Annotated in this window: 17 protein-coding genes; 11 read left to right on the top strand and 6 right to left on the bottom strand. The window is 66.1% G+C overall.

Going from position 1 to position 23,304, the window contains the following annotated elements; translation table 11 throughout:
- Positions 1–365: 365 nt before the first annotated feature.
- Entirely contained in the window at positions 366–3,743 is a 3,378-nt protein-coding gene (locus MXD64_RS11055) for an NACHT domain-containing protein (RefSeq protein WP_263136426.1), read from the top strand.
- 367 nt (positions 3,744–4,110) lie between these two features.
- Here the strand turns inward: MXD64_RS11055 and MXD64_RS11050 are convergent, their stop codons facing one another.
- Both MXD64_RS11050 and MXD64_RS11045 read right to left on the bottom strand, forming a co-directional pair.
- Positions 4,111–4,983 carry a hypothetical protein gene (locus MXD64_RS11050; protein ID WP_263136425.1) on the bottom strand — a complete coding sequence of 291 codons (873 nt, stop codon included), beginning with the start codon at positions 4,981–4,983 and terminating at the stop codon, positions 4,111–4,113.
- The gene (locus tag MXD64_RS11045) at positions 4,980–6,572 is read right to left on the bottom strand and encodes an AAA family ATPase (RefSeq protein ID WP_263136424.1); all 1,593 of its coding nucleotides are present in this window, start codon (positions 6,570–6,572) and stop codon (positions 4,980–4,982) included. The genes MXD64_RS11050 and MXD64_RS11045 overlap by 4 nt, the downstream gene beginning before the upstream one ends.
- A 952-nt stretch (positions 6,573–7,524) precedes the next feature.
- Here MXD64_RS11045 and MXD64_RS11040 point away from each other — a divergent pair.
- Positions 7,525–7,836 carry a hypothetical protein gene (locus MXD64_RS11040; protein ID WP_263136423.1) on the top strand — a complete coding sequence of 104 codons (312 nt, stop codon included), beginning with the start codon at positions 7,525–7,527 and terminating at the stop codon, positions 7,834–7,836.
- Positions 7,833–8,483, top strand: a complete 651-nt coding sequence (locus MXD64_RS11035; RefSeq protein WP_263136422.1) for a hypothetical protein — start codon at positions 7,833–7,835, stop codon at positions 8,481–8,483. Before MXD64_RS11040 ends, MXD64_RS11035 begins: the two co-directional genes overlap by 4 nt.
- A 20-nt stretch (positions 8,484–8,503) precedes the next feature.
- On the opposite strand, the gene MXD64_RS11030 is transcribed toward MXD64_RS11035, so the two are convergent.
- The 3 genes from MXD64_RS11030 to MXD64_RS11020 all read right to left on the bottom strand — a co-directional run bounded on the left by MXD64_RS11030 (position 8,504) and on the right by MXD64_RS11020 (position 13,826).
- Entirely contained in the window at positions 8,504–9,667 is a 1,164-nt protein-coding gene (locus MXD64_RS11030; RefSeq protein ID WP_263136421.1) for a hypothetical protein, read from the bottom strand.
- On the bottom strand, positions 9,660–10,700 hold the full coding sequence (locus MXD64_RS11025; protein WP_263136420.1) for a helix-turn-helix domain-containing protein: 1,041 nt from the start codon (positions 10,698–10,700) through the stop codon (positions 9,660–9,662). The genes MXD64_RS11030 and MXD64_RS11025 overlap by 8 nt, the downstream gene beginning before the upstream one ends.
- A 132-nt stretch (positions 10,701–10,832) precedes the next feature.
- Positions 10,833–13,826, bottom strand: a complete 2,994-nt coding sequence (locus MXD64_RS11020) for a restriction endonuclease (protein ID WP_263136419.1) — start codon at positions 13,824–13,826, stop codon at positions 10,833–10,835.
- A 1,088-nt stretch (positions 13,827–14,914) separates the two neighbouring features.
- Between MXD64_RS11020 and MXD64_RS11015 the strand changes: the two genes are divergently transcribed.
- From MXD64_RS11015 to MXD64_RS11005, 3 genes are read left to right on the top strand one after another with little or no spacing between them, the layout of a single operon-like run.
- Positions 14,915–15,361, top strand: a complete 447-nt coding sequence (locus MXD64_RS11015) for a fluoride efflux transporter FluC (protein WP_017887136.1) — start codon at positions 14,915–14,917, stop codon at positions 15,359–15,361.
- Positions 15,358–15,747 (top strand): fluoride efflux transporter CrcB, encoded by a 390-nt coding sequence (gene crcB / locus MXD64_RS11010; RefSeq protein ID WP_042539687.1) that lies wholly within the window; start codon positions 15,358–15,360, stop codon positions 15,745–15,747. Before MXD64_RS11015 ends, crcB begins: the two co-directional genes overlap by 4 nt.
- Positions 15,744–16,349 carry a histidine phosphatase family protein gene (locus tag MXD64_RS11005; protein WP_017887138.1) on the top strand — a complete coding sequence of 202 codons (606 nt, stop codon included), beginning with the start codon at positions 15,744–15,746 and terminating at the stop codon, positions 16,347–16,349. The genes crcB and MXD64_RS11005 overlap by 4 nt, the downstream gene beginning before the upstream one ends.
- Before the next feature lie 288 nt (positions 16,350–16,637).
- Here MXD64_RS11005 and MXD64_RS11000 read toward each other — a convergent pair whose 3' ends face one another.
- Positions 16,638–17,705 carry an FUSC family protein gene (locus MXD64_RS11000; RefSeq protein WP_042539685.1) on the bottom strand — a complete coding sequence of 356 codons (1,068 nt, stop codon included), beginning with the start codon at positions 17,703–17,705 and terminating at the stop codon, positions 16,638–16,640.
- Positions 17,706–17,907: 202 nt separating this feature from the next.
- Here MXD64_RS11000 and leuC point away from each other — a divergent pair, with 202 nt between their 5' ends.
- From leuC to MXD64_RS10975, 5 genes are all read left to right on the top strand, one after another.
- Entirely contained in the window at positions 17,908–19,365 is a 1,458-nt protein-coding gene (gene leuC / locus MXD64_RS10995) for a 3-isopropylmalate dehydratase large subunit (protein ID WP_056068985.1), read from the top strand.
- The gene (leuD, locus tag MXD64_RS10990; RefSeq protein ID WP_017887141.1) at positions 19,365–19,961 is read left to right on the top strand and encodes a 3-isopropylmalate dehydratase small subunit; all 597 of its coding nucleotides are present in this window, start codon (positions 19,365–19,367) and stop codon (positions 19,959–19,961) included. The genes leuC and leuD overlap by 1 nt, the downstream gene beginning before the upstream one ends.
- Positions 19,961–21,328 (top strand): UDP-N-acetylglucosamine 1-carboxyvinyltransferase, encoded by a 1,368-nt coding sequence (murA, locus tag MXD64_RS10985; protein WP_031259726.1) that lies wholly within the window; start codon positions 19,961–19,963, stop codon positions 21,326–21,328. Before leuD ends, murA begins: the two co-directional genes overlap by 1 nt.
- Positions 21,329–21,333: 5 nt before the next feature.
- Positions 21,334–22,158, top strand: a complete 825-nt coding sequence (locus MXD64_RS10980) for a lysophospholipid acyltransferase family protein (RefSeq protein WP_017887143.1) — start codon at positions 21,334–21,336, stop codon at positions 22,156–22,158.
- 79 nt (positions 22,159–22,237) lie between these two features.
- Positions 22,238–23,251 (top strand): NAD(P)H-dependent glycerol-3-phosphate dehydrogenase, encoded by a 1,014-nt coding sequence (locus tag MXD64_RS10975; protein WP_031259730.1) that lies wholly within the window; start codon positions 22,238–22,240, stop codon positions 23,249–23,251.
- Positions 23,252–23,304: the final 53 nt, after the last annotated feature.

Here is a 23,304-nt window from a genome sequence, read left to right as displayed (position 1 = left end):
GGCCCAAGACCGAGCCTGTCATCGGCGATGCAGAGTCCGCTCTACCGGGGGCGTGGGTTCCGATGGCTACCGTGAGACGCGAGCGGGGGCGGTGCGGTGCATCCACTGACTCGTTAACGGGCGCCTGCTAGACATTGCGATACTGAGTTCTGTCCCGGAGCTTCGCCGTGTTGCGAAGCTTGCGACGGAACTGGAGGAACTCAATGACGCAACGGAGCAGCAGCGGCGGTGCCTCCGACGAGTTGGGCAGCATCCACCGTGCCGGCGTTGCAGCGTGGTTGGCGGTGCACGGGTTGGTCGGTAGGGATGTCGCTGGCAGGCCCGACTCAGTGCCGGTCGGGCTGCACCTCGAATCGGGTGCGGCCGTGGATGACATCGAATGCCAGATGGCATCGGGAGCGACGTGGTTCATACAAAGCAAACGGGTTGCCGGCAACGATAAGGCGCTTCGGGACGCGGTCGACCAATGGATCGCTCAAGCGCTGAAACCGGACGATCGCGTCGCCTTGGTGTCGAGGGAGCTAAGGGGCATCCTGCGCAACCTTCAGCCAAAGATCGACCGAAGCGTCTCCAGACGTCGAGTCGACCTTGGGAAGGTGGCGCAGGCCGACGTCGACAAGTTCGCGGCGGTATTGACGCAGCGGGGTGGCGACGCGGCGACGCTGCTTCCGCATGTGCAGCTACTGCAATGCGCGGTGGAAGCGGACGGGGACGCGCAGCACGACAATGCTGTGGCGTTGCTCGCGGACACGATTGTCTCTCACCGGTCGGCGCCCGCCGCGTTCCGAGCACTGCGGACGTTCATGCAAGAGGCCGCGGCCCGTCAGGAGTGGACGGGGCCGGCGGACTGGATCAGGGCGATCGCAGCCGCTGACATCGACGTAATCCGCAACCTCGACGGAACGCCAGGGAACCAGGAAGCCGCGGAGCATGCAGCGTTGACGGCGTACCGAGCGGCGGTCGCGTCAAAGCTCGATCGACTTGACATGTCGCTCCTCGCTCCTGGGGTCGGCTCAGTGCAGGTCAACAAGCTGCTTGACTCCTGGACTGTCGTACCCACCAGCCCGCACGTGACGAGCCATGACATGGAGTCGTCGAGCGACCTGTGGAACGTTGCGCGCCGGAATGACCGGTTCTGCCTCACAGGGCACCCCGGCGTCGGCAAGTCGGAAGCATTGCGGCAAATCGCGGCACGGATGGCAGCGGATCCAGAAGCCCCGTTGCCAATCGCCATCAATCTCCGAGAGGACGTGCTCGCTGCCGCCATCAGCACAAACATCACGCTCTCGGCGCTGCTGCGAAAACCGGCGGAGACCGCAGCGAGCGTCTCGGCGGAGGTGATGGTGCGAGTGCTGCACGATGCGGTGCTACGGGGCGAAGCCGTCCTGATTGTCGACGGCCTCGACGAAGCCCGAGAGCGTCGAGGTGCCGTCGCGGTAGGGCTGAAAGCGGTCCTTGACGAGCTGCCCACCGACGTTGGGTTCATCGTGTCGACCCGCCCGAGCGCTGCCGACGCGCTGCGAGTCCTCGATCTCCCGGTGCTGCGCTTGCAGCCTCCACAACGGCTCGACGTTTCATTGCGGGCGTTGCTAGTGGCACTCGCAGCCGACCAACCCGACACGCAACGCGACGCGTGGCTCACTGGCCGCGAACTCCTTCTCGCCAGCGCCTCCCACTCTGTCTCTGACATCTGGAAAATCCCGCTGCTTGCCAGCCTCGCCACGGTCCGCATCGGGAGCGATCGACCGGCTACGTCCTCCTCGGCAGAGCTGCTGCAAGACGTCATTTCCGACAGTGTGGAGCGATGGGAGATTAAGAGAACCGCAGGCCGTGACGATTTCGACTTGGCCTTGCGCAGTGACATGCTTACCGACGGGTTCGTGGCGATCGGACGCCTCCTCACGGATAGCCCGCGGGTGCGCATCGAGGTTGCATCTAAGGCCGTGGCGGCGACACTGACGGGGTGGGGACATCCAGAGCGTCTGTGCGCGAAGCTCGCTGCCGAAATTGTCCACTTTTGGGATGAGCGCGTCGGGGTGTTTGTCTCCGAAGGCGATGAACTGTTCGCTCGGAATCGACAGTTCGCGGAGCTTGCAACCGTCACCTGGCTTCAGACATGTCCGATGCCCGAAAAGCAGACATGGGTGAGCGCGGCGGTGGAGGATGCAGACTCGAAGAACATCGTGCAACTCGCCACCGAAAAGGATGAGACTCTGCGCGAGCTGCTCGTCGGGGTCGCGGAGCGCGACGATCAGTCCATGGGACGACTTCAAGCTGTGCAATGGATCGCCGACCTTTGGCCCACCTGGGGTTCCGCAGACGACGCCCTTACCCGCAGGATTATTCACGCGCTTGCTGCTGGGGCACGCAACAAGCTTCCTCCGATCGAAGCGGACCACGGTGTGACGTCGTGGATCGCGAGGTCGCAAAGCCGCACCGATGGGGACGGGTGGCGGTGCGTGCTTGCGCTGGTACGCGCTGACCTTCCGGAAAAACTCGCAACGGTTCGCGACGAACAGATCGCGGCGCTAGACCTGTCCGACTCGCGGCGCGCACTCGTCAACTTGCTCGCGGGCCTTCGTCACGCGCACAAGCACAGCCGCTTGTTGACCGATGACGAGCGGAACTCGTTGGAGAGCCTCGTCTTTGGACCTCGACCAATGCCAGCAGTATCTTCGCAGTCCACGAACGGTGTGCTGATAATCGATCGCAAGGAACAGTATGTTTCGGGAGTCGACGAGATCCTTGAACTTGCAGTCGATCACCTGGGCGAGCTGCGGGAAGGAGCGGCTGACGCGCTGTTCGCGATGGCGAAGCAGCTGTCAATGAAGACGTATGACACCGTTCGTGGCCGCCTCACAGACTTGGGGTACACCGACCCCGCGCCACCCCAAATCGTTCCGATCGTGCGGTTGCTTCAGGAAGCGTTTGAAGACTTCCACGGCCTGGGATGGTTGCTCCGCGTCGTTGTGTCGCTCGGTCACGCCACGCCGGCGGAGAGCCCCGTTGAACGGTGGCGAATGCGCGAACTGCTGAAGCTGCTCGAGGCCATCGGATGGGGGGACGAATCGATTCCCGAGTGGCGGGCCGCTGCTAAGGAGGATCCGCGCGTCGTCACGACCTGGTTTGAGGCTGTGATTGACGCGCATACCTTGAACCGCCACTACGTCTCGGCCGAAGCTGCCGCGGTCCTGGCATCAGCGGATGAGGCGGCGGAGTTTACGAGCCTGGCGGTCGTTCCTAGCCTCACTCCGATCTCCGGCGCCCAGCAGATTTCCGCCGACCTCGCTGTAGCACTGGTGGAGGCGTTTACGTCCGAGTCGCTGTGGATCGTGAAGCAGGCCCTGTTGCTGGTGCTAAACGCGAAGCTTCCGCCGGTCGCCGAGGGTGTCGCACGCCTGCCTCCGCATCCATCGTGGACCGGTCAGTATTATTCGTATCTCGCTGTCCTAGCCAACACCGAGCGCGAGTCTGCAGCCGTTCACGAAGCTCTTGCAGGCAGCAGCGCGCACCGGTCAGCGCTTGCCGTGATAGCGGAGCAACTAACCGGCGACTACGCGGCCGCGTCCGCGCAGCTGCAGCTCGACACCGACGCTACCGTGCGCTATCACGCGGACGGGGACGCTTCGAGCGCGCTGACATACACATGTACCTGGTGCAACGCTTCCCGGGATATCGCCGAGGTCCCATGCCCGTCCTGCCGACAAACACCTCCCTGGGTTCCTCGGACGGAGTCGCGTTGATGCCTAATCTGCGGGAGCGACGCCGCGCTCATGCGACGGCGTCACGCCGCTTAAGCAACGGATGCAGCTATTGGCGACCTTTGGCGCGTATCCACGGGACCATCGTGCATGTAGTTGCGGCGACCGAGGTCGCTAGAGATCTGCTCGGCGAACCGAGCTGTCGACAAGCAGCTTGCTCAGCAGCTACGAGCAGCATGCCCATGCGATGTCTCTACCAGCGCTGAGCCGCGCCGTTCTGCACCGACCGAAAATGACCACGACCTTCATAACTCACCAACCCCTATAATTTCTATGGTTTGGAAGGTCGAACTGCGGCCTGCCTAACGCCAATGATCATCACGTGGATGGAAGCCAGACAGCCTGATGCTTATGCCACAGCACCTGAATCTGCCGGTGTAACGGGCTCGTGGAATGCCGTATCCCACTCGCCGTTACAGAACCAATCGCTTTCTCCCCAAGCCTGCATTGCACTCGCTGACCAATAGTCCACGGCTGATATCCGGAAGCTCCGTGCATGCCCTAGAATGTCTTCCTTCAGGGAGCCCGCACCGCCGGCCTGATAGATCTCGATCATCCGAGGACGTAGAGAAGCCAAGAGTGATGCTGAATGTTGTGCATACAGTTCGGCTAACTCGAATCGTTCGAAGTGTTTTTCCACCTTCTCGTAGGTCGAATCGTCCCAATCAGACGGGCGTTGCACGGACCAGATTAGCGGCGCAAGCGGCTCTTCCAAGACCTCAGCTCGCAGCCAGGCTCCGGTCCCCAGGTCATCGAAATACGGGTGCAGATATTGCGTCTCCGGGGTATCCCCCCACTTTGACCCCTTCAGCCGATTGCATTCGTCGCAAATGGCTACCAGGTTGGCCGGGACGATCGCCAAACGAGGCCAGCGCTCTCGGGGCAGATAGTGATCAAGAGCCCCAGCGTCGCGGGCAACGCAGATTAGACATTTGTTATAGGGAACGGTACGCAATAAGTTATAGAAGGTCCGCGCTGATCCCTTCTTGTTCGACATCGCACTGTCGTACACGTGCTCGATGTCGCTTTCAACTTGCGATGTTATTTCCGAATGATGGATGTCGGTGGCGCTCAACTCCAGCCGCGCCGCACGCTCTAAATACTCGACCTCGCCCGCAATGACGGCATCGGCTACCTTCTTGACCCGATTGAGCCGTGCGCCATTGCCAAGAGCACTGATGACGTGCTCTGTCCGGAAAATCGGGGGTTCCTGCCGCCTCATCGTTCTACACGATTCGCGAACCAAGCACGGAGCAGAGCGCGAGCTTCAAAGCCAAGCTCGTCGTGGAACGCTTGAACTACCGCGTCATAGGACCCAAGGGTAAGAGCTTCGTCGATCAACATTTTGTTGAAACCGGATGCGGTCACTTCGAGCCCGAAGACTGTGCTGGTCAAAACTCCGACGTTCTCGCCGAATGTCTCGCGATCTGGCCGGTCGGCTGTTTGTATGTTCCCATTTCTGCCAACCCGCCAGACACATTTGCGGGGCACTTCCTGGAGAATTACCGGTGAATGCGTTGCGATGATCGCCATACCGTTGCGCACCTGCATCAGATCCGAGAGGGTGCGAATAAATGCTGCGAGTAGTGGTGGGTGCAGGTGCCCTTCGGGCTCGTCGATGAGTACGATAGATTGCTCAGTGACGGTTTGAACCAATCTCGTGACGCTCAAAAGCACGATCTTGTGCCCCGAACTCAATTGTCCGAAAAGTTCGCTTGCGTCAGCCTTGAACGCTCGCTCTCCATCATCCAGTGAATAGTCGGCTAGTGCGCTCACTTGTGCGTCCGCGAAATTCGGATCGGACTCGAGATTGCCGAGCGCGTCACGCCAGAGATCTCGCGATTTGGCTCCAATGACGCGCCAAGCGCTTTCCGAGAATGCTCGATTGAGATCCTCTGCAGGACGAGTTCGTTTCGATTGGCGTAGGTCTTCGGTGTCTCCGTGATCAAAGTCGGCCGCGCTTTTTCGTTTACTCCCAATATAATGAAGACCTACGTACGAATACGCGATGTTGTAAGCGCGCGGATCGTCGCGAACCGGTACGTCAACTACGTCGAAGGCGCTGAATCCGATGTGGACAAGGTTGGCCAGTTGCGGCGGCTGCCCATCCGCACCAACAACCTCACCATCCATCTTGTTGCCAATGCCGAGCAGTACGCGAGTTAGTGAACTCAGCAAGGTCGTTTTGCCAGATCCATTGCGTCCGATGAGCACGTGAACGTTTGTTGGCGGCTTCGATTCCGGGCGAACTTCGAAGTCCAATTCGAGGGGATTCGCCAGCCATGATGGTGCTGCACTCGGGCGAGTGTATTTGAACTGGTAAGTTGCTGCTGCAGCGACCCCATCAATGATCCGTCGGAAAACTCCTCTGACGGAAGTCTCCGGAACGTCGCGCAGCAGTGATTCTTGAACAACTGGCGTTGCGCGGTACTTATCAAGTAGAGTCGGTCTGTATGCGATATCTTTGAGGTCGCCTAGCACCTGGTGGAATCGCTCAGAGCCTAGTGCGGAATGCAAATTACGATAATACGACTCATCCTGGCCGACTGATAAGTAGCTAGAGTTAAGGGTGGTGAAGCGAGACTTGAGCTCAGTTCGATCACCGTTTGTAAGAGTAGAGCGTACGTATTCCTGGTCGGTTTTGGCTATCTTGACTCCGCCGATATCAATTTTGGTGCCGTCGGGGTCCACGTAGGTGACGTAGAAGGAAGTTTTCCATTGCCACCAGTCGTTCCACCTCAGGGGCCGGACGAACAGTACGTCGGTTTCGTTCGTGGGAACGACTGATCCATCCTCGTAGCGGAACTGCATCTTTCCCCCATAAGCTCGCTCGGCTGGTCGCGCGCGGTTAGGCGTTCAGCGTTGGCAACCCTACCTGTAGAAGGCGTCGGCGGCGAGAGGCGTTCAACACGGTGAAGCCTTTACCTGCCCGGAGACGTGTCCTGGGCGAGTGAAGCCATCTGAGCTGAGGGCCGGGCCGTTCGTGGCAGGGTCCTTGGAAGAAGTCCCTCGCTCAAGCTGACCACCCCTGCAGACGGCTTCGTCCTTGTCCCAGCGCTCTTAGTTGAGCACGTCGTGAATGATCGCGGTCGAGGATGAGCGCGGCCTGTGTCGCCGTAAGCCCCTGGCGGTCAGTAGCTGGCTTTGGCAAGGGCCTCCAGGAGCAGTCGCCCACATCGCTTCGAAGTCGCTTCCCGGAAAGGACAGCGCCACCACGGGCGTGCGAGGACACGGCGTCTGCGTCCGGGCCGGGGCTTCTCATCCGTCCGGGGTGACTTGGTGCAGGGCCCGTCCGCTCTCGCAGACGAACTCGCCGATTCACGGTGTTGCGGTCAACAACGGTGAGTCAATAGCTCTGCGAGGGTGAGCCCTGACGGTCTGCCGACGACGGCCGGTTCGTCGGGCTGCCGAGTAGGTCGTTGAGCTACGTGACTACCTGCTTGGCGAGGCGCGCGGGCGAGGTGCGCCGGACGAGTCAGAGCGCAGCCCAACCGCGGAACTGACGAGGGCGCTCAGCAAGGAGGCGGCACCGGAACTAAGCCCATGGCCGGAGCGCATTCCGATCGAGGATCCTCGCGGTAAGCGTCGCGAAGCAACCTGGGGACCGACACCGACACCGACACTGACGGCTGTGGCGGTCCGAGGTGTCGCGCACGAGTTCGCCGGCGCCCTCGTGCATGGTGAGGGAGAGCGGCGGACGCCTCCGAAGAGTCACCGGCATCGTTCGGAAATCGAAAAACGTTTTTCGTATTACAATGAGGGCATGTCACAGCGAGACGCAGCAACCGCACGAACGTGGTCGAAGACCTTGTTCAACGATGTGCACTTCTTGCGTGTAGCAACTGCCATCGGCCAGGGGCCCGCGGAGACCGATGCGACTGTCCTGCAAGCGGACCTTAAACTGACACAGCCCGCTGTGCGACGCGTGATCGTCGACCTGGAGGCGGTGCGGTTGCTGGACCGACTGGAACGCGGTACGCGCACTGAGCCGCAACGGTATCGTCGCGCGGAAGGGCATCCGTTTTGGGAGGCTGCCATCGCGCTGTCGACCGCGTCGTTTGAGGCTGAGAGGTGAACATCGTGCAGCTGGAAACGGTGTCTCTCCAGGACGCGGAGATGCTTCACCCAGGCGAGATTCTTTGCCGTCACACGGCGTCTGTCCTCGGCTCCGAGGTGACGATCATGTACGCCGTCGACGCGGCGGAGCACAAGCGGCGTGAGCGGGTAGGTCTGACCGCGATTGAGGACGAACGGGACCTCGCGACGCTGCTGGCTCTGCCAATGCACGACCTTTCGGCGGTACCTTCGCGTTTCCTGGACTCGGCAGCGCAGCTCGCGAGCACTCGCGAGGGAGTAGTCGAGCTTGTGACCGATCCGGACGGTGATGTCTGGGGGCAGCGGCTGGCAGACGTCCCTGTGCGCATCGTTGAGATACGTATCAGTGCCTCACGCTGGGCCCGGGCGATCCGCACAGCGCATCTGTGGAACGGTTACGGGCGGCGCCGCATCGTGATGACGACCCCGCTTCGGAACGAGCAGGCGGCGGCGACCGAAGCAAGCTACTACGGCATTGGGCTCACGATTCAGGAATCGCTTGGCTACCGTGACGTCGTCGAAGCGGCCGACTACGCCCCGCGACGATTCACCACGTCTCGCTGGCTCGTGGCGGAGACGGTGTACCGACAGTTCGCCCACGCCATCCGGCACCCACGGCACAGCTAGAGGCGTCTAAGACAACCACTTCAACGCTGGCTCCAGAACGTGACGTCATCAGGAATCGTGACGGCACGACCCAGGTGTGATTGCAGCTGCGCGTACGCATCCAGTGCCGCAGCTGCTTGCGCGGCCCACCAGGTCGGCAAATCGGCGTCGATGAACTCGAGAGTCTGCGCGTGCAGCCGCTGAAGGTCCAACGCGTTGTGGAGGTGTCCGATCAGCCGGTCTTCGTCACTGTGGAAGAGCCGGTCGATTGGTTGACCCTCGCAGATTCCACACGTGCAGCTGATGCTCTCGACATCGACAAACCAGTGCCGGCGCAGTTCGGTCGATCGAACGAACCGGAGCAGGTCGCCGATGAACATGTGAGGGGCCTTGTCGGACGGGTCTGCGGACTGTCCGCCGGTCCTACCGACCGGTGTCAATCGCCGCTTCGAGGGGATGACGCCGATCGCCATCCCAGCCGCGCCGTACGCGCGGGCGTCGAACCCGCTGATGTCTGTGCGCCAGGGGATGACCATGTTCGTCGCTTCCTGGAAGACGCGGCGGTAGGCGCGTCGGCGGCGGTCGTTGTGCACCGGGTTCGTGTCCGAAGACAGGGCGAGCAGGACGGGGTGACGACTGCGATTGATGACCGCGATCAGCTGCTGGACCGTGTCGTCCCGATCGAGCACTTTCCCGCCGATAGGGATCAAGAACGCGGTGTCTTCACGGTCGATGTCGTTTGAGAGGGCCAGGGCAGCCTTGAGTGCTTCTGTGTCTCCGGCGCGCATCTGTCCGGTCGGCGTGATCGCGATCATGCTGTGGGCGGCACGCAGCTCGTCCAGTGCGTCGCCGAGAGTGGGGCGGATGAGCATGTCCGAGTTCCCAAGGAAGAAGGGATCTTCTGGCGTGGCCCAGTAGCCATGTTCGCCCTCGATGCGCGACGGCTCGACGATCAGTGCCTGATCGGGGTGTGCGTCCTTCAGCTGCCGTGCCTGCCGCGGTCCGTACGCGCCGGTTGTGACGATACCGGTGCACGGTGTGTTCACCCACGGTGCGGCCTCGACGACGTCCTCACCGAGAATGAAGAGCTGACGGCCTCGCAGGAGGTCTCGCGCCCTACCGACTTCGACTCGACGAGGTGACGCCGGCGCCGGGATGGCAGAGCGGAGATTCTGGTTGCTGATCACGCTGTACTGGTTAGGCATCGGCCTGCTCCTCCAGGAAGGTGGCGCGGAACTCGGGTTCAAGCATGTAGGCGTTGTGGGCAAGTTGGGACAAGGTCGCGCCGCGCTTCAAGGCATCGTCAACTACGCGTCGAAGCATGTGCGGTTTCTCCACGGGCAGCGGCTCCGGCTCACGTCGCCGCATCCCAGTCGTCGCCAGGGTGACGTTCAGCGATCGGTACTCGCGGTCACTAATCAGGTCGAGGTCGAACGCGCGTCGGATCACCGCGGCGAGCGACACACGCCAATGCCGCTTCAGACGCAGCAGCGCATCGAGGTCGGAACCGGCCCAGTCGTTGCGGAAGGAAGACGCGGGTATCAAGAACGCACTCGCGAACGCATCTGCCTCGTGCTCGTGCGACGGCGACGGTTCCGCAGAATGCATGACCGCGTGCCCCAGTTCATGCGCGACTGTGAAACGTTGTCGTTCCGCGGATGCGTGCCGAGAGACGAGGATGATAGGCGACGCTTGTTCCGGCCATCCCGCGATCGCGTCGACCTGCACGGAGTCGAGATCGGCGGTGACAATGACGATGCCAGCGTCCTCAGCAACGGCAACGAGATCCAGGATCGGACCGTCGGGGAGGTTGAGGTCGCGGCGCACCATCGCAGCGATATCGGCGGGGGTGTCGAACCCGTCGTCCGGAACCGGGTGACGACGAAGCTGGAGCGGGGGAACGGACTCACCAAGGAGCCCACCCATCCGAAGGCTCACCAGATCCAGTTCGGCTCGCACTCGCTTCAGTGCCGTTTCGGGGGTGGTTTTCTGTCGGCGGTGGAAGATGCGTGCGTCCGTGGGGAGCCCAGGAGCATCAATGAGTGTCCCGGCGGGCACGGCGAGGGCACGCTCCAATGTCGCCCACCGGTCAGCCTCAAGGTCTTCGCGACCCCGCTCCGCCTTCGAGAGGGCCGCTTGAGAGACACCGGTCACCTGAGCGAGGTCGACCTGAGTCAGCCCATGGGCGAGCCGAAGGGTGCGCAGGAGTGCTGCGCGGTCGGCAAGATCTGAAGGCATGGCTCTATCATAACATCAAGACCTCGAATATTCGAACGGCAGTCCGATTCGAAGCGCTCGCCCCGCTGTGGAGCCAGTTACCGGGCCATGGTCTGCGGCAGCTTTTGAGCGCCGCGGTGGTCAGACCGACGATCACGGTGCAATCAGTCGCCGGACACTGAACCGAGGATCGTCGGCTAGCCGTTGGCCGACTTCAGCTACGGCCGCTACGGGCGCAACGATCTCGGCCACTTGCCTCGCGAGGCTGCGCCGGACCAGCGGGTGTGGATCGACGGCAAGTCGGACGCCGAGGTGTGCGAGGGGACTCTCTGGATTCGCTTGCACTTGGTCTGCCCACGCCATCGCCGCTCGCGCCCGCGCGTATTCCCCTTGTCCGGAGAGGAACGCCACGTCGGCTTCGGTGAGATTGCCGAGCACGTCCAACGCTCGGACGGCCTGTCGATCGGAATTCTGCCCGCGGACGAAGCCGAGGGCAATGCTCCTCAGACGCGCGCGATCCACGTCCGATCGTGCCAGCATCGCGGCAAGGTGGATCGCTTCGAGGCGCACGCGCCCAGAGCGGTCGACGGTCACCGAGTCGGGCGATGCGAACGGACCGGCGGACTCATCGGTCGGGGTAGGTGCCACTGCGAGCAGCTCCGCCTTTGGCAAGAGGGCGGAACATGACGTCTCGGAGAGCCCTGGTGCGAGGGTGATAGCAGCGCGCAAGTAATCGACTCGGTCCATCCAGGCAACTCGTTGGTCGCTGCCGCGGGCCACGAGTTCCTGACACGCGGCGTCGATCTCGGGTTTCGGACGCCCCAGCGCAAGCACTGCATCTTCGGGAGCACGCGTGCCGACCGTCGTCACGCCCGGACTGAATTTTAGCGGCGTGCTGAGTCGCTCCATCGCCGCCGATGCATCGGCGTCGGCCACGTGGGGATCGCTGGCGCCGGCGAGGAAGTCGCGAGCCCACCGGTCGCCGCCGCCTGCAAGGTCGCGTAGGAGCGGCTCCGAGATGGACCGCAACTCGTCGAGAGTTCGGTAGGTCTGGTCATTCCGTGCCGGCTGCGATCTCGCCAGTAGCCGGACGAGGTGTGCGATGGCGTCGGAAGCCAAGGCTGGGTGAGATTGCGCGATGCCCGCGACGGCGCGCGCCTCATTCTCGTCGTGGAAGCGGTAGCTGTTTGCGTCGAGAGGTGGCTGGTCCATGAAGTGCCGAAGCATCCGGGAGGCGAACTCGGCCGGCAACCGCTCGGCGATCCCCGCCAACGCGGCGACAGCCCCGTTGTAGTGGGAGAACGCGAATGCTGGCTGATCGGGCGCACCAGCGTCCGCGCGCGCTATCGCCGCCTCGATCGCTGCGATCACGGTCGGAACCCGATCGTCCGGGATCATGTCGGCTTCAGTGGCGAGGAGTTGCAACGCAGTCCCCCTCGTCCAGTAGTTGCCGCTGGTGAGGTCAGACAGATTGTCGATGAACGCGTCGGGCGACGCGTTGAGCAGTTTCTTGCCCGCGCTGTTCGCGGCGACCGCATACTGATGGGCGGCGCCTTCGCGGTCGTCGAGCTTGGCGAGCAGGTCGCCGAGAATGAGCCGCGCCTCGGCTTCCTGCCCCCAATAGCCGCGGACCATCGCGTCTCGCAACGCCTGCCGCGCGCTCGTCAGCCCACGCCGGGCCGCCCCGACAGTGTCTTCGCGCAGCATCCGCAGCGCCGCCTCGATCGCCTCGTCATCACCGGGAACGATTCGCGCAGCGTCGCCTTGGGACCGGAACGTCTGTTGCAGAGAGAGCAGCGTGTTGACCGTGCCCACTGACCAGTACAGCCGGTAGCTGCGGCGGCTGAACGTCCACGCCGCCGCATCACGCCAACGCTTAGTCAAAGTTGCCTTGATCGCGGCCTCCTCCCATAGGGCGTCCGCTTCTCGGAAGCGTTCGCGAAGCGCGACGTGGCGTGCGCATCGGGCAAGGGTGAGCGCGGCGCCGTCGAGGCCACCGTCCGAGCGATGCGTGCGTGCCTCATGGAGCAGGTCCACCCAGTCCTCGGTGACCTCGGCGATGAGTAGCCTCAGGCGGAGCCGGAGCAGCGGATACTCACGCAGCTCCTCGACGTGCGCGCTCACGACGTCGAGATGCCCAGCGATCCAGTCGACATCGTCCGCCGCGAAGGCCACCTCCGCAGCGAGGAGCACCAGGCGGGCTCGGTCGAACATCGGCCCTACCGTCAGTTCGTCGTCAGCCGGTAGCGCTCCAGGGCCGTCGATGAGACGCTGCACTGCGCTGACGAGAGTGAGCAGCGAGCGGATGTGCGCTGACGGTCGATCCTCGGCGACACCGTGGAGGGAAGCGTGGATGGTGCCGAGTCGGCTGACGCTGCCGCCGTCCACAGCGCTCCAGAGGGCCGCCACGATGCGGGATCCGGCCTCGTCACCGCGGTCCAGCTCCATGAGCAATCGACTCCGCTCCGCCTCGTGTGCGGCCGAGTACACCGCGAAACCGGCGCTTTGGAGTCGCTGCTGCGCTTCCTCGACGAGCGGCAATGCCTCCGCGGCGGGCAGAGATGCCGCCTGGTCGAATAGCGCCTTGGCGCCCGTTTCAACTTCCGGTGTCCGTGACAGGGCATCGCTGAGCTGCACCGAGTCGACGTCGGGGTAGGGGACCGGGTGCGCCGACACGGTCGGGTCGCAGAACGCTTGCACGGTTGGCTCACCGAAGTATCGACGAACCGTCGCTGGGGCCCTACGCAGCATCCGCGAGATCCGCTCAACCCCCCACACTTCAAGCGGCACGTCCGGCATACGCTGCTGCTGGCGCAGCCGCTCGTCGTCGAGCGCTTTGTCCACCGTCGCGCTGCTGGTCGCGATGACAAACTTCGCGACTGGGAACGGACGCTCCGCGTTCACGAACGTCGTCACCGCGTCTGCGAGCTGCGATGGGGAGAAGGTCTGGTACCGCTTGCATTGCACCCCGACGACCGAACCGTCCGCACGCTCGCCGATGATGTCCAACCCGGCCTGGCTCTGGCCGGATCGACCGTACGGGCGCACGTTGCTGAGGCCCTCGACGCCCTCCAGGACGTCGACCAGCAGCTGCTCGAAGCGGGGCCACTCAAGCTGACCGAGCGGCAGCGGGTCGAACGGATCCAATCGTGGAGGCGGTGTAGGGGCGTCGCGGTCCTCTGATGCCGCCTGATCGATCGGATCGCCCGAAAAGGGCGAGGGGGCGTACGTCAAAACTGTTCCTTCGTCTCACGGCCGCGGCGGATGGCGTCAAGATTACGTGTCTGGCCAAGTTCGCTGCCATCGTCAACGGTCCGCTGCGATACCGAACCCCGCGCATCTTTCGGTGTCGCCGCCGGCGGGACAGTGACCATGAGCCGTCCGATCATGTTTGCCTGCGCGAGCGCTCCCGGATAGCGGCCGCGGCCAACCCTGCTGATATAGCGGTGCTGCGACGAGCACCACGGGTGCCGGGCTATTTGTGCCGCAAGAGAGGTCGAAAGCATTGGAAGCGAGGCTGCTTTACGCGGTGAATGCGCCGAGCACGCCTGTGCGGAGGAGCGCGACATCGGCTGACTGGAAGCGCACTTGTCGAGTCACTTGTGCGACACGGCGGTCGCTCCGTTCGTCGGCACGATGCTGCGCACCTGACCGGTCGAAAGGTCGACAACGCGAGGGTGGATGCAAGCTGGGAGTTGCGCAATCGCGAACGGGCTGCCGGGCCCCGGACGACGCGTGCCGAGGCCCCCTCCCGACGCCGCAGCCAGAGCTGTGAACTCCCGGCCTGTGGCGCGCCGTGAATACCTGCCCCGATATGCGAGGTCGGCGGCGAACACCGGGCCCTGACCTGGGGAAAGTTACGATGTGTACAAGCGCTGAGGGTCGCGTTGTACATACGGGCCCGAAAGCGGATCGCCGATCCGTGCCAATACGCGCCAGTTCGGGTTTTGACAAGCACCCACCAGCACACGAAACCCCCGTCGAGCTCCTGCTCTGCGGGGGTTTCGTCGTCCCCTCCGACAGGCGGTGTCGACCCGGCTCGGCACATGTGCGCATCCACAGACCGTCCAGGTGCGGGCGATCGCGGGCGCCGCGGGTGGGGCGGTACGCTGTCGACGTCGCCAGACCCGGCAGTGGGGCCTGCCGGACCCAACCGCGCACCAGCCGCCAACGGTCCCTATCCCGAACACCGCACGCGCGGAGACGATCCGGCGTGCTCGGCGATAGGAGTACCGATGACCGATGAGCGCCCACCACACCTGCGATGGGGCTTCATCGCCCTGGTCGCCCTCGGCGGCGCGATCGGGACCACCGTCCGCGCACTGCTCGCTGCGGCGTTCCCCGCACACGACGGCATCAGCTGGACCATCCTGGCGATCAACGTCGTCGGGGCGTTCTGCCTCGGGTTCCTGCTCGACGCGCTCGCACGCCGCGGCGCCGACGTCGGTCGTCGTCGTGCGGCCCGGCTGTTCGTCGGCACCGGCGTCCTGGGCGGCTTCACGACCTACAGCACGCTCGCGGACGACACCGCGCAGCTGCTCGACCTCGGCCGGTGGACGGCCGGCAGCGGGTACGCCCTGCTGTCGGTCGTGCTCGGACTCGCCGCGGTCGTCCTCGGTCTCTGGGTCGCCGCGGCCACCCGGCCCCGCACCCGCCCCGAACCGCTGCAGGATGCCCGATGAGCCCCGTCGAACTGCTCCTCGTCGCGGTCGGCGGGGGAGCAGGCGCCGCGCTGCGCTTCGTGCTCGACGGGCTCGTCAAGGGCCGCGTGGCCCGTTCGCGGTTCGCCGGGTTCCCGGTCGGCACGCTGCTCATCAACGTGTCCGGGTCGCTCCTGCTCGGCGTGCTGACGGGCCTCGGACAGGCCGGCACCATCCCCGCCTCGACGGTCGCGGTGCTCGGGACGGGCATGATGGGTGGGTACACGACGTTCTCGACGGCGAGCGTCGAGACCGTACAGCTCCTCCGATCCGGCAAGACCCGGCTCGCCGTCCTGAACGGCCTCGGGATGCTCGTCGTCTCAGTCGGCGCAGCTGCGCTCGGCCTTTGGATCGGAAGGAACTCATGACCTCGGAACGCCCCGGCGAACTCGTCCTCGTCCGTCACGGAGAGACGGAGTGGTCGAAGAGCGGGCAACACACCGGCCGCACCGACATCCCGCTCACCGACAACGGCGTCGAGCAGGCGAAGCGCGCAGGCCGGTACCTCGGGGACCGGTCGTTCGCGCTGGCGCTGTCGAGCCCGCTGCAGCGCGCCCGCGACACCGCACACCTGATCGGCGTCGAGCCGGAGCTCGACGAGGACCTGTACGAGTGGGACTACGGCGCGTACGAGGGCCTCACCACCCCGCAGATCAAGGTGCTGCGCCACGGACCGTGGGACCTGTGGACCGACGGGGTCCCCGCCGGCGACACGCCCGGTGAGAACGCCGCCGAGGTCCGGGTCCGCGTCGAGCGCATCCTGAACCGTGCCCGTCCGGTGCTCGCCGAGGGCCACGACGCCGTGTTCATCGCGCACGGCCACGTGCTGCGGGCGCTCGGCGCCGCGTGGATCCGGCTCGCACCGCAGGACGGTGCCGTGCTGAAGCTCGGCACCGCCTCGGTCAGCGTCCTGGGCTACGAGCACGGCCGCCCCGTCATCGACGCCTGGAACATCCAGCCGCGCGACTGACGCGCTGGTGGGGCGTGCGGTGCTCACGAAAGCGACAGACCCGCGGCACCCGGTGCGGTCCCGTCCGCGAGAGCGACAGACTTCCGCGGTTGTTCCGCAGCGATCTGTCGCTTTCGCAGGGCGCGGTGGTCGTGACCACGGACGGACGGGAGGCCCGTGGCGGCCCCGCCACGGGCCTCCCGTCCGTCGTCCGCGCCCGTTCCTTCCCCTGTCACGCGCGATGGCAGGCGGAATCGGGCATCCCTGGTCGGAAGGAATGACCAGGAACGCCCGGAACGACCGGGTGCGTCAGACCGTGCGGATCGCGCTCGTCGCACCGAGGGCACGGCCGCGCCGGCGCTCGATCGCACGCCCGACGAGCAGCAGCCCCACGCTGACCACGGCACCGAGCACGGTCTGCGCGATCCGGTCGAGCGCGAGCAGCTGGGGCGCCTCGGGCAGGCTCAGCCACGAGACCGCCAACGCAAGCGGGGTGAGGAACAGCAGGCACACGGCGTAGTTCCGGGCGACGAAGATCTCGGCGAAGAACTGCCCGACGACGGCCAGCACGACGATCCACCACGCCGACGGTTCGAGCAGCAGGACGCCGACCGCGACCACGGTGCCCCCGATCGTGCCGACCACACGCTGCCCGGCGCGGACGACGGTGTGCCGCTGCCGGATCGCCGGCAGCGTCGACACCACCGCGATGACGGCCCAGTACGGGTGGCCGAGTCCGGGGATCGACTCCGCGACCGCACCGGCGACGAGTGACCCGACGACGTTGAGCCCGACGGTCTCCCACAGGGCCGGGGTCCCGAGGACCGCGAGCGAGCGGTGCTTGCGGTCGGCCAGCGGGCGGAACCGGTGCGGGGCGTGCGGGTGGAGCACCCGGCGGAGCACCGAACCGGACATCGCGACGAGCCAGGCCCAGACCACCGAGCACACGATGATCGTCGCGACGAGCGGGACGTCCGCCGGACGCATCGGGACGAGTGCGGACACGACGAACGCGAACACCGGGAAGATCGGCTGAGCGGGGATCGCCCGGAGCGCGGAGAGGGTGCAGACCGCGACCACCAGGACGACGACGAGACCCACGGCCTGCAGCCAGAGCGGCGACCCGACGAGCCCGACCCCGACGCCGGCGAACATGCAGAGCGTCTGCAGTGCACCCGCGACGCCGGTGGTGACGGCACGCTGCCGGTAGGGCTCGGTCGCACCGAAGATGGCGGTGAACCCGGCGAACATGGCGAAGGCGGCGTACCCGGGCATCCCGAGGGCGATGAGCAGCGCGAGCGGTGCGCCACCGGCGATCGCGGCGCGGGCCGCGCCCTCGAGGTTGATGGTCCGGGTCGAGTGCGCAGGTGTCGTCATGTCGTCCCCATCTTCCCACCGCGACAGGTGTCGGGGAGTCGCCTCGGGCCTCCAGGCCGCGCCGTCACGGGGTGACGGGCGTGCGACGGCGGGGTGACGGACCCGCCACGGGCGGGGTGCCGCGCGTTGGTATACCAATGGTAGAGTCGGCTGATCGTGCCGCGGTCGCGGCGCAACGACGAGGACGAGGAGGGCCGGGCTCATGGGAAAGACGCTCGCCGAGAAGGTGTGGGACGACCACGTCGTGGTCAAGGGTGAGGACGGCAACCCCGACCTCCTCTACATCGACCTCCACCTCGTGCACGAGGTGACGAGTCCGCAGGCGTTCGACGGCCTGCGGCAGGCCGGTCGGCCGGTCCGTCGCCTCGACCTGACGATCGCGACCGAGGACCACAACACCCCCACGCTCGCCATCGACCGCCCCATCGCGGACCCGACGAGCCGGATCCAGATCGAGACCCTCCGTCGCAACTGCGAGGAGTTCGGCGTCCGCCTGCACTCCCTGGGTGACAAGGAGCAGGGCATCGTCCACGTGGTCGGCCCGCAGCTCGGCCTCACCATGCCCGGCATCACCGTGGTCTGCGGCGACTCGCACACCAGCACCCACGGGGCCTTCGGTGCGATGGCCTTCGGCATCGGCACGTCCGAGGTCGAGCACGTCCTCGCCACGCAGACCCTGCCGCTCAAGCCGTTCAAGACGATGGCGATCACGGTCGAGGGCACGCTGCGCCCCGGGGTGACGGCGAAGGACATCATCCTGGCCGTCATCGCGAAGATCGGCACCGGCGGCGGCCAGGGCTACGTGCTCGAGTACCGCGGCTCCGCGATCCGCGCGCTCTCGATGGAGGGGCGCATGACGATCTGCAACATGTCGATCGAGGCCGGTGCCCGCGCCGGCATGGTCGCCCCCGACCAGACGACCTACGACTACGTGCAGGGCCGCGACCACGCCCCGACCGGTGCGGACTGGGACGACGCCGTCGCCTACTGGGAGACCCTCGCCACCGACGACGACGCCGTGTTCGACGCCGAGGTGTTCATCGACGCCGACGACCTCGAGCCCTTCGTCACCTGGGGCACGAACCCCGGCCAGGGCGTCTCGCTGTCCGAGAACGTGCCGGACCCGTCGAGCTACAGCGACCCCAACGACCAGGCCGCAGCACGCCGAGCCCTGGAGTACATGGACATCACCGCCGGCACCCCGATGAAGGACATCGCCGTCGACGCGGTGTTCATGGGGTCCTGCACGAACTCGCGCATCGAGGACCTGCGGGCCTTCGCGTCGATCATCAAGGGCCGCACCAAGGCCGACGGCGTCCGGGTGATGGTCGTGCCCGGCTCCGCCCGCGTCCGGCTCGAGGCCGAGGCCGAGGGGCTCGACAAGGTGTTCACCGAGTTCGGCGCCGAGTGGCGGTTCGCCGGCTGCTCGATGTGCCTCGGCATGAACCCGGACCAGCTGGCACCGGGGGAGCGCTGCGCGAGCACCTCGAACCGCAACTTCGAGGGGCGCCAGGGCAAGGGCGGCCGTACGCACCTGGTGTCGCCGCTCGTCGCCGCGGCCACCGCGGTGCGCGGCACGCTGTCCAGCCCGTGGGACCTGGAGACCGACGACGAGATCGCGGCGGCGACGTCCGCCACCGCCACCGAGGGGACCTTCTGATGGACAAGATCACCACCGTCACCGGCATCGCGGCCCCGCTCAAGCGGTCCAACGTCGACACCGACCAGATCATCCCCGCGGTCTACCTGAAGCGCGTCACGAAGACCGGCTTCGAGGACGCCCTGTTCTCCGGGTGGCGCCAGGACCCCGACTTCGTCCTGAACCAGGAGCGCTACCAGGGCGCCCGCGTCCTGATCGCCGGCCCCGACTTCGGCACGGGGTCGTCCCGCGAGCACGCCGTCTGGGCGCTCCGTGACTTCGGCTTCTCGGTCGTGATCTCGCCCCGGTTCGCGGACATCTTCCGGGGCAACGCCGGCAAGCAGGGCCTGGTCACCGCGATCGTGACCGAACCGGAAGTCGAGCGGCTGTGGGCCGTCATCGAGGCGAACCCGGGCGTCGAGGCGACGGTCGACCTCGTGACGCAGCGCGTGTCGCTGGGGGATGTGGACGTCCCCTTCGAGATCGACGCTTACACTCGTTGGCGGTTGATGGAAGGGCTCGACGACATCGGGCTCACCCTCCGTGACGAGACCTCGATCACGGAGTTCGAATCCCGCCGCTCCAGTTGGCGGCCGAAGACATTGCCGGTGAAGTAGTGAACTCTCTCGTACAGGACGCAGCGGCCGCAGGGGCGCGCGTGGGCCTCACGTCGGACGAGATCGTCATCCGCGGGGGCAAGCCCCTCGTGGGGCGCATCGAGGTCCGTGGGGCGAAGAACCTCGCGACCAAGGCCATGGTGGCGTCGCTGCTCGGTGACACCCCGTCGATCCTCCGTGACGTGCCGGACATCTCCGACGTCAAGGTGGTCCGCGGGCTGCTCGAGGTGCACGGCGTGCGCATCACCGATCCGGCACGAGGCGAGCTCATCCTCGACCCGTCGCGCGTCGAGTCGGCGCACTTCGCCGAGATCGACGCCCACGCCGGCTCGAGCCGCATCCCGATCCTGTTCTGCGGCCCGCTGCTGCACAAGCTCGGCGAGGCGTTCATCCCCGACCTCGGCGGCTGCCGCATCGGCGACCGCCCGATCGACTTCCACCTCGACGCGCTCCGCGCCATGGGCGCGGTCGTCGACAAGCAGGTCAACGGCATCCACCTGACGGCCCCGGACGGCCTGACCGGCGCCTCCATCGAGCTGCCGTACCCGAGCGTCGGCGCCACCGAGCAGGTCCTGCTCTCGGCGACCCTCGCCAAGGGCGTCACGGAGCTGCGGAACGCCGCGATCGAGCCCGAGATCATGGACCTCATCGCGATCCTGCAGAAGATGGGCGCCATCGTCTCGGTCGAGCCGAACCGTGTCATCTTCATCGAGGGTGTCGAGTCGCTCCGCGGCTACACGCACCGTGCGATCAACGACCGCAACGAGGCCGCGAGCTGGGCCTCCGCAGCGCTCGCCACCAACGGCGACATCTTCGTCGAGGGTGCGAACCAGCAGGAGCTCATGACGTTCCTCAACGTCTTCCGCAAGGTCGGCGGCGGGTTCGACATCCAGGAGGACGGCATCCGGTTCTACCGCGAGCTGGACACCCTGAAGCCCGTCGTCATCGAGACCGACGTGCACCCCGGCTTCATGACGGACTGGCAGCAGCCGCTCGTCGTCGCGCTGACGCAGGCCGACGGCCAGAGCATCGTGCACGAGACCGTCTACGAGAACCGCTTCGGCTTCACCGACGCCCTGAACGAGATGGGTGCCGACATCGTCGTGCACAAGGAGGGGCTCCCCGGCCACGACCGCCGTGTCGCCCGCCGACCGTTCGAGCAGGCCGCCGTCGTCACCGGGCCCACGAAGCTGCACGCCGCGAACGTCCGCGTCCCCGACCTGCGCGGTGGCTTCAGCCACCTCATCGCGGCGCTGACCGCCGAGGGTGAGTCGCACATCACCAACGTCGGCATCATCAGCCGCGGCTACGAGCACTTCATCCCGAAGCTGCGCAAGCTCGGCGCCGACTTCGACTTCGCTGGGTAGGCACCGTGCGGGCTGAAGGCAAGGGCGACGGTCTGGAGGCCCGTGGCGGCTCCGACGCGCAGGTCGCGACCGGCATCCCCGTGCGTGGGCGCCGGTGGCGCCGCGGCGAGCTGAACACCGCGTTCCGCATCGTCGCCTCCATCGTCATCCCGACGTTCCGGTTCTCGGCGCGCTACCACTGGCACGGCCCGAACCGCCTGCCGGCGGAGGGCGCGTTCGTGCTCGCGCCGAACCACTTCACGAACATCGACCCGCTGGTCGTGGGCACCGCCGTGTACATCTCGAAGCGGGCGCCGCGGTTCCTGGCGAAGGCGTCGCTGTTCACGGTCCCCGTGGTCGGCAAGCTCATGTCCGGCATGGGGCAGATCCCGGTCGAACGCTCCGGCCGGACGCGTCTGAGCGACCCGCTCGGCGGCGGCCGGTCGCTCGTCGAGCAGGGCGGGGCGATCATCGTCTACCCCGAGGGCACGCTCACGCGCGACCCGGACCTGTGGCCGATGCGCGGCAAGACGGGCGCGGTCCGGATCGCGCTCGAGAACGACGTCCCGATCATCCCGATGGCCCACTGGGGCACGCAGAACATCATGGCGCGGTACGGCAAGAAGCTCCGGCTGTTCCCGCCGTCGCGCGTCGACGTGATCATCGGCGACCCGGTCGACCTGTCGGCGTACCGCGGTCGGCCGATCGACCAGCAGATGCTCGGCGAGGCCACCGAACTCGTCATGCGCGAGATCACCGCGCTGCTCGAGGTGCTCCGTGGTGAACGGGCACCCGCGACCCGCTGGGACCCGGCGGCGAACAACCAGAAGGAGACCGGCCGGTTTGAGTGACCTCCGCCCCCACGACGACCGACCCGACCCCGCTGCGGCGGCTCCCGGGGCCTTCGACACCGCTGCGATCCGGGTGGTCATGCAGTCGACCGACAAGCCCCGGGTGGCCGTGATCGGTGCCGGTAGCTGGGGCACCACGTTCGCGAAGGTGCTGGCCGAGGGCGGTGCGTCCACCGTGGTGTGGGCCCGGCGCCCCGAGGTCGCCCGCGAGATCACCGAGACCAAGCGCAACTCGGACTACCTGCCCGGCATCAACCTGCCGCGCACGCTGACCGCCTCGACGTCCCTCGAGCGCGTGCTCGACGGTGCCTCGCAGGTGTACGTCTCGGTGCCCTCGCAGACCCTGCGATCGAACCTCGCCGCGATCCGCGAGCTGCTGCCCGCCGACGTGCCGGTCGTCAGCCTGATGAAGGGCGTCGAGAAGAGCACGGGGCTGCGGATGAGCGAGGTCCTGCTGCAGGGCCTCGGCATCGACCAGGATCGCATCGCCGTGGCCAGCGGCCCGAACCTGGCGCTCGAGATCGCCCGCCGGCAGCCGACCGCCGCCGTGGTGTCGTCGTCCTCGCTGGAGACCGCCACCGACGTCGCCGCCGTCGCGACGAACCCGTACTTCCGGTCGTTCATCAACACCGACGTCATCGGCACCGAGTTCGGCGGCGTGCTGAAGAACCTCATCGCCGTGGCGATCGGCATCGTCGACGGGGTCGGCTACGGCGAGAACACCAAGGCCTCGATCATCACCCGCGGCCTGGCCGAGATGACCGACTTCGCGGTGTCGCTCGGTGCGCAGTCGTCAACGCTGTCCGGGCTCGCGGGCCTCGGTGACCTCATCGCCACGTGCCAGTCGCCGCTGTCGCGGAACAACACCGCCGGGCGGCTGCTCGGTCAGGGCTACCGGTTCGACGAGGTCGTCCGCCAGATGAACCAGACGGCGGAGGGGCTGGCCTCGGTCGCCCCGATCCTCGAGCTGGCCGCGGCGAACGGTGTCGACATGCCCATCGTCAGCCAGGTGGGCGAGGTCCTCGCCGGTAGGCTCGATCCGCGCAACATCGCGCCGCACCTCACCGAGACCGACGAGCCGCAGGGCGAGTGACCGGTCCCGCACCGAGTCACGAAGGGACTCCCGTGCCCACGATCCCCGAGGGA

Source organism: Curtobacterium sp. Arg-1 (genome assembly GCF_025643395.1).
GTDB classification, from domain to species: Bacteria; Actinomycetota; Actinomycetes; order Actinomycetales; family Microbacteriaceae; genus Curtobacterium; species Curtobacterium poinsettiae.
Note: the sequence above shows the minus strand (reverse complement) of the source record. Positions and strands in the feature narration are given on the sequence as shown.

Coding starts and splice junctions, on each gene's coding strand:
- MXD64_RS11050 (WP_263136425.1), bottom strand. CDS start 4,983: ATGAGGCGGCAGGAACCCCCGATTTTCCGGACAGAGCACGTCATCAGT.
- MXD64_RS11045 (WP_263136424.1), bottom strand. CDS start 6,572: ATGCAGTTCCGCTACGAGGATGGATCAGTCGTTCCCACGAACGAAACC.
- MXD64_RS11040 (WP_263136423.1), top strand. CDS start 7,525: ATGTCACAGCGAGACGCAGCAACCGCACGAACGTGGTCGAAGACCTTG.
- MXD64_RS11030 (WP_263136421.1), bottom strand. CDS start 9,667: ATGCCTAACCAGTACAGCGTGATCAGCAACCAGAATCTCCGCTCTGCC.
- MXD64_RS11025 (WP_263136420.1), bottom strand. CDS start 10,700: ATGCCTTCAGATCTTGCCGACCGCGCAGCACTCCTGCGCACCCTTCGG.
- MXD64_RS11015 (WP_017887136.1), top strand. CDS start 14,915: ATGACCGATGAGCGCCCACCACACCTGCGATGGGGCTTCATCGCCCTG.
- crcB (WP_042539687.1), top strand. CDS start 15,358: ATGAGCCCCGTCGAACTGCTCCTCGTCGCGGTCGGCGGGGGAGCAGGC.
- MXD64_RS11005 (WP_017887138.1), top strand. CDS start 15,744: ATGACCTCGGAACGCCCCGGCGAACTCGTCCTCGTCCGTCACGGAGAG.
- MXD64_RS11000 (WP_042539685.1), bottom strand. CDS start 17,705: ATGACGACACCTGCGCACTCGACCCGGACCATCAACCTCGAGGGCGCG.
- leuC (WP_056068985.1), top strand. CDS start 17,908: ATGGGAAAGACGCTCGCCGAGAAGGTGTGGGACGACCACGTCGTGGTC.
- leuD (WP_017887141.1), top strand. CDS start 19,365: ATGGACAAGATCACCACCGTCACCGGCATCGCGGCCCCGCTCAAGCGG.
- MXD64_RS10975 (WP_031259730.1), top strand. CDS start 22,238: ATGCAGTCGACCGACAAGCCCCGGGTGGCCGTGATCGGTGCCGGTAGC.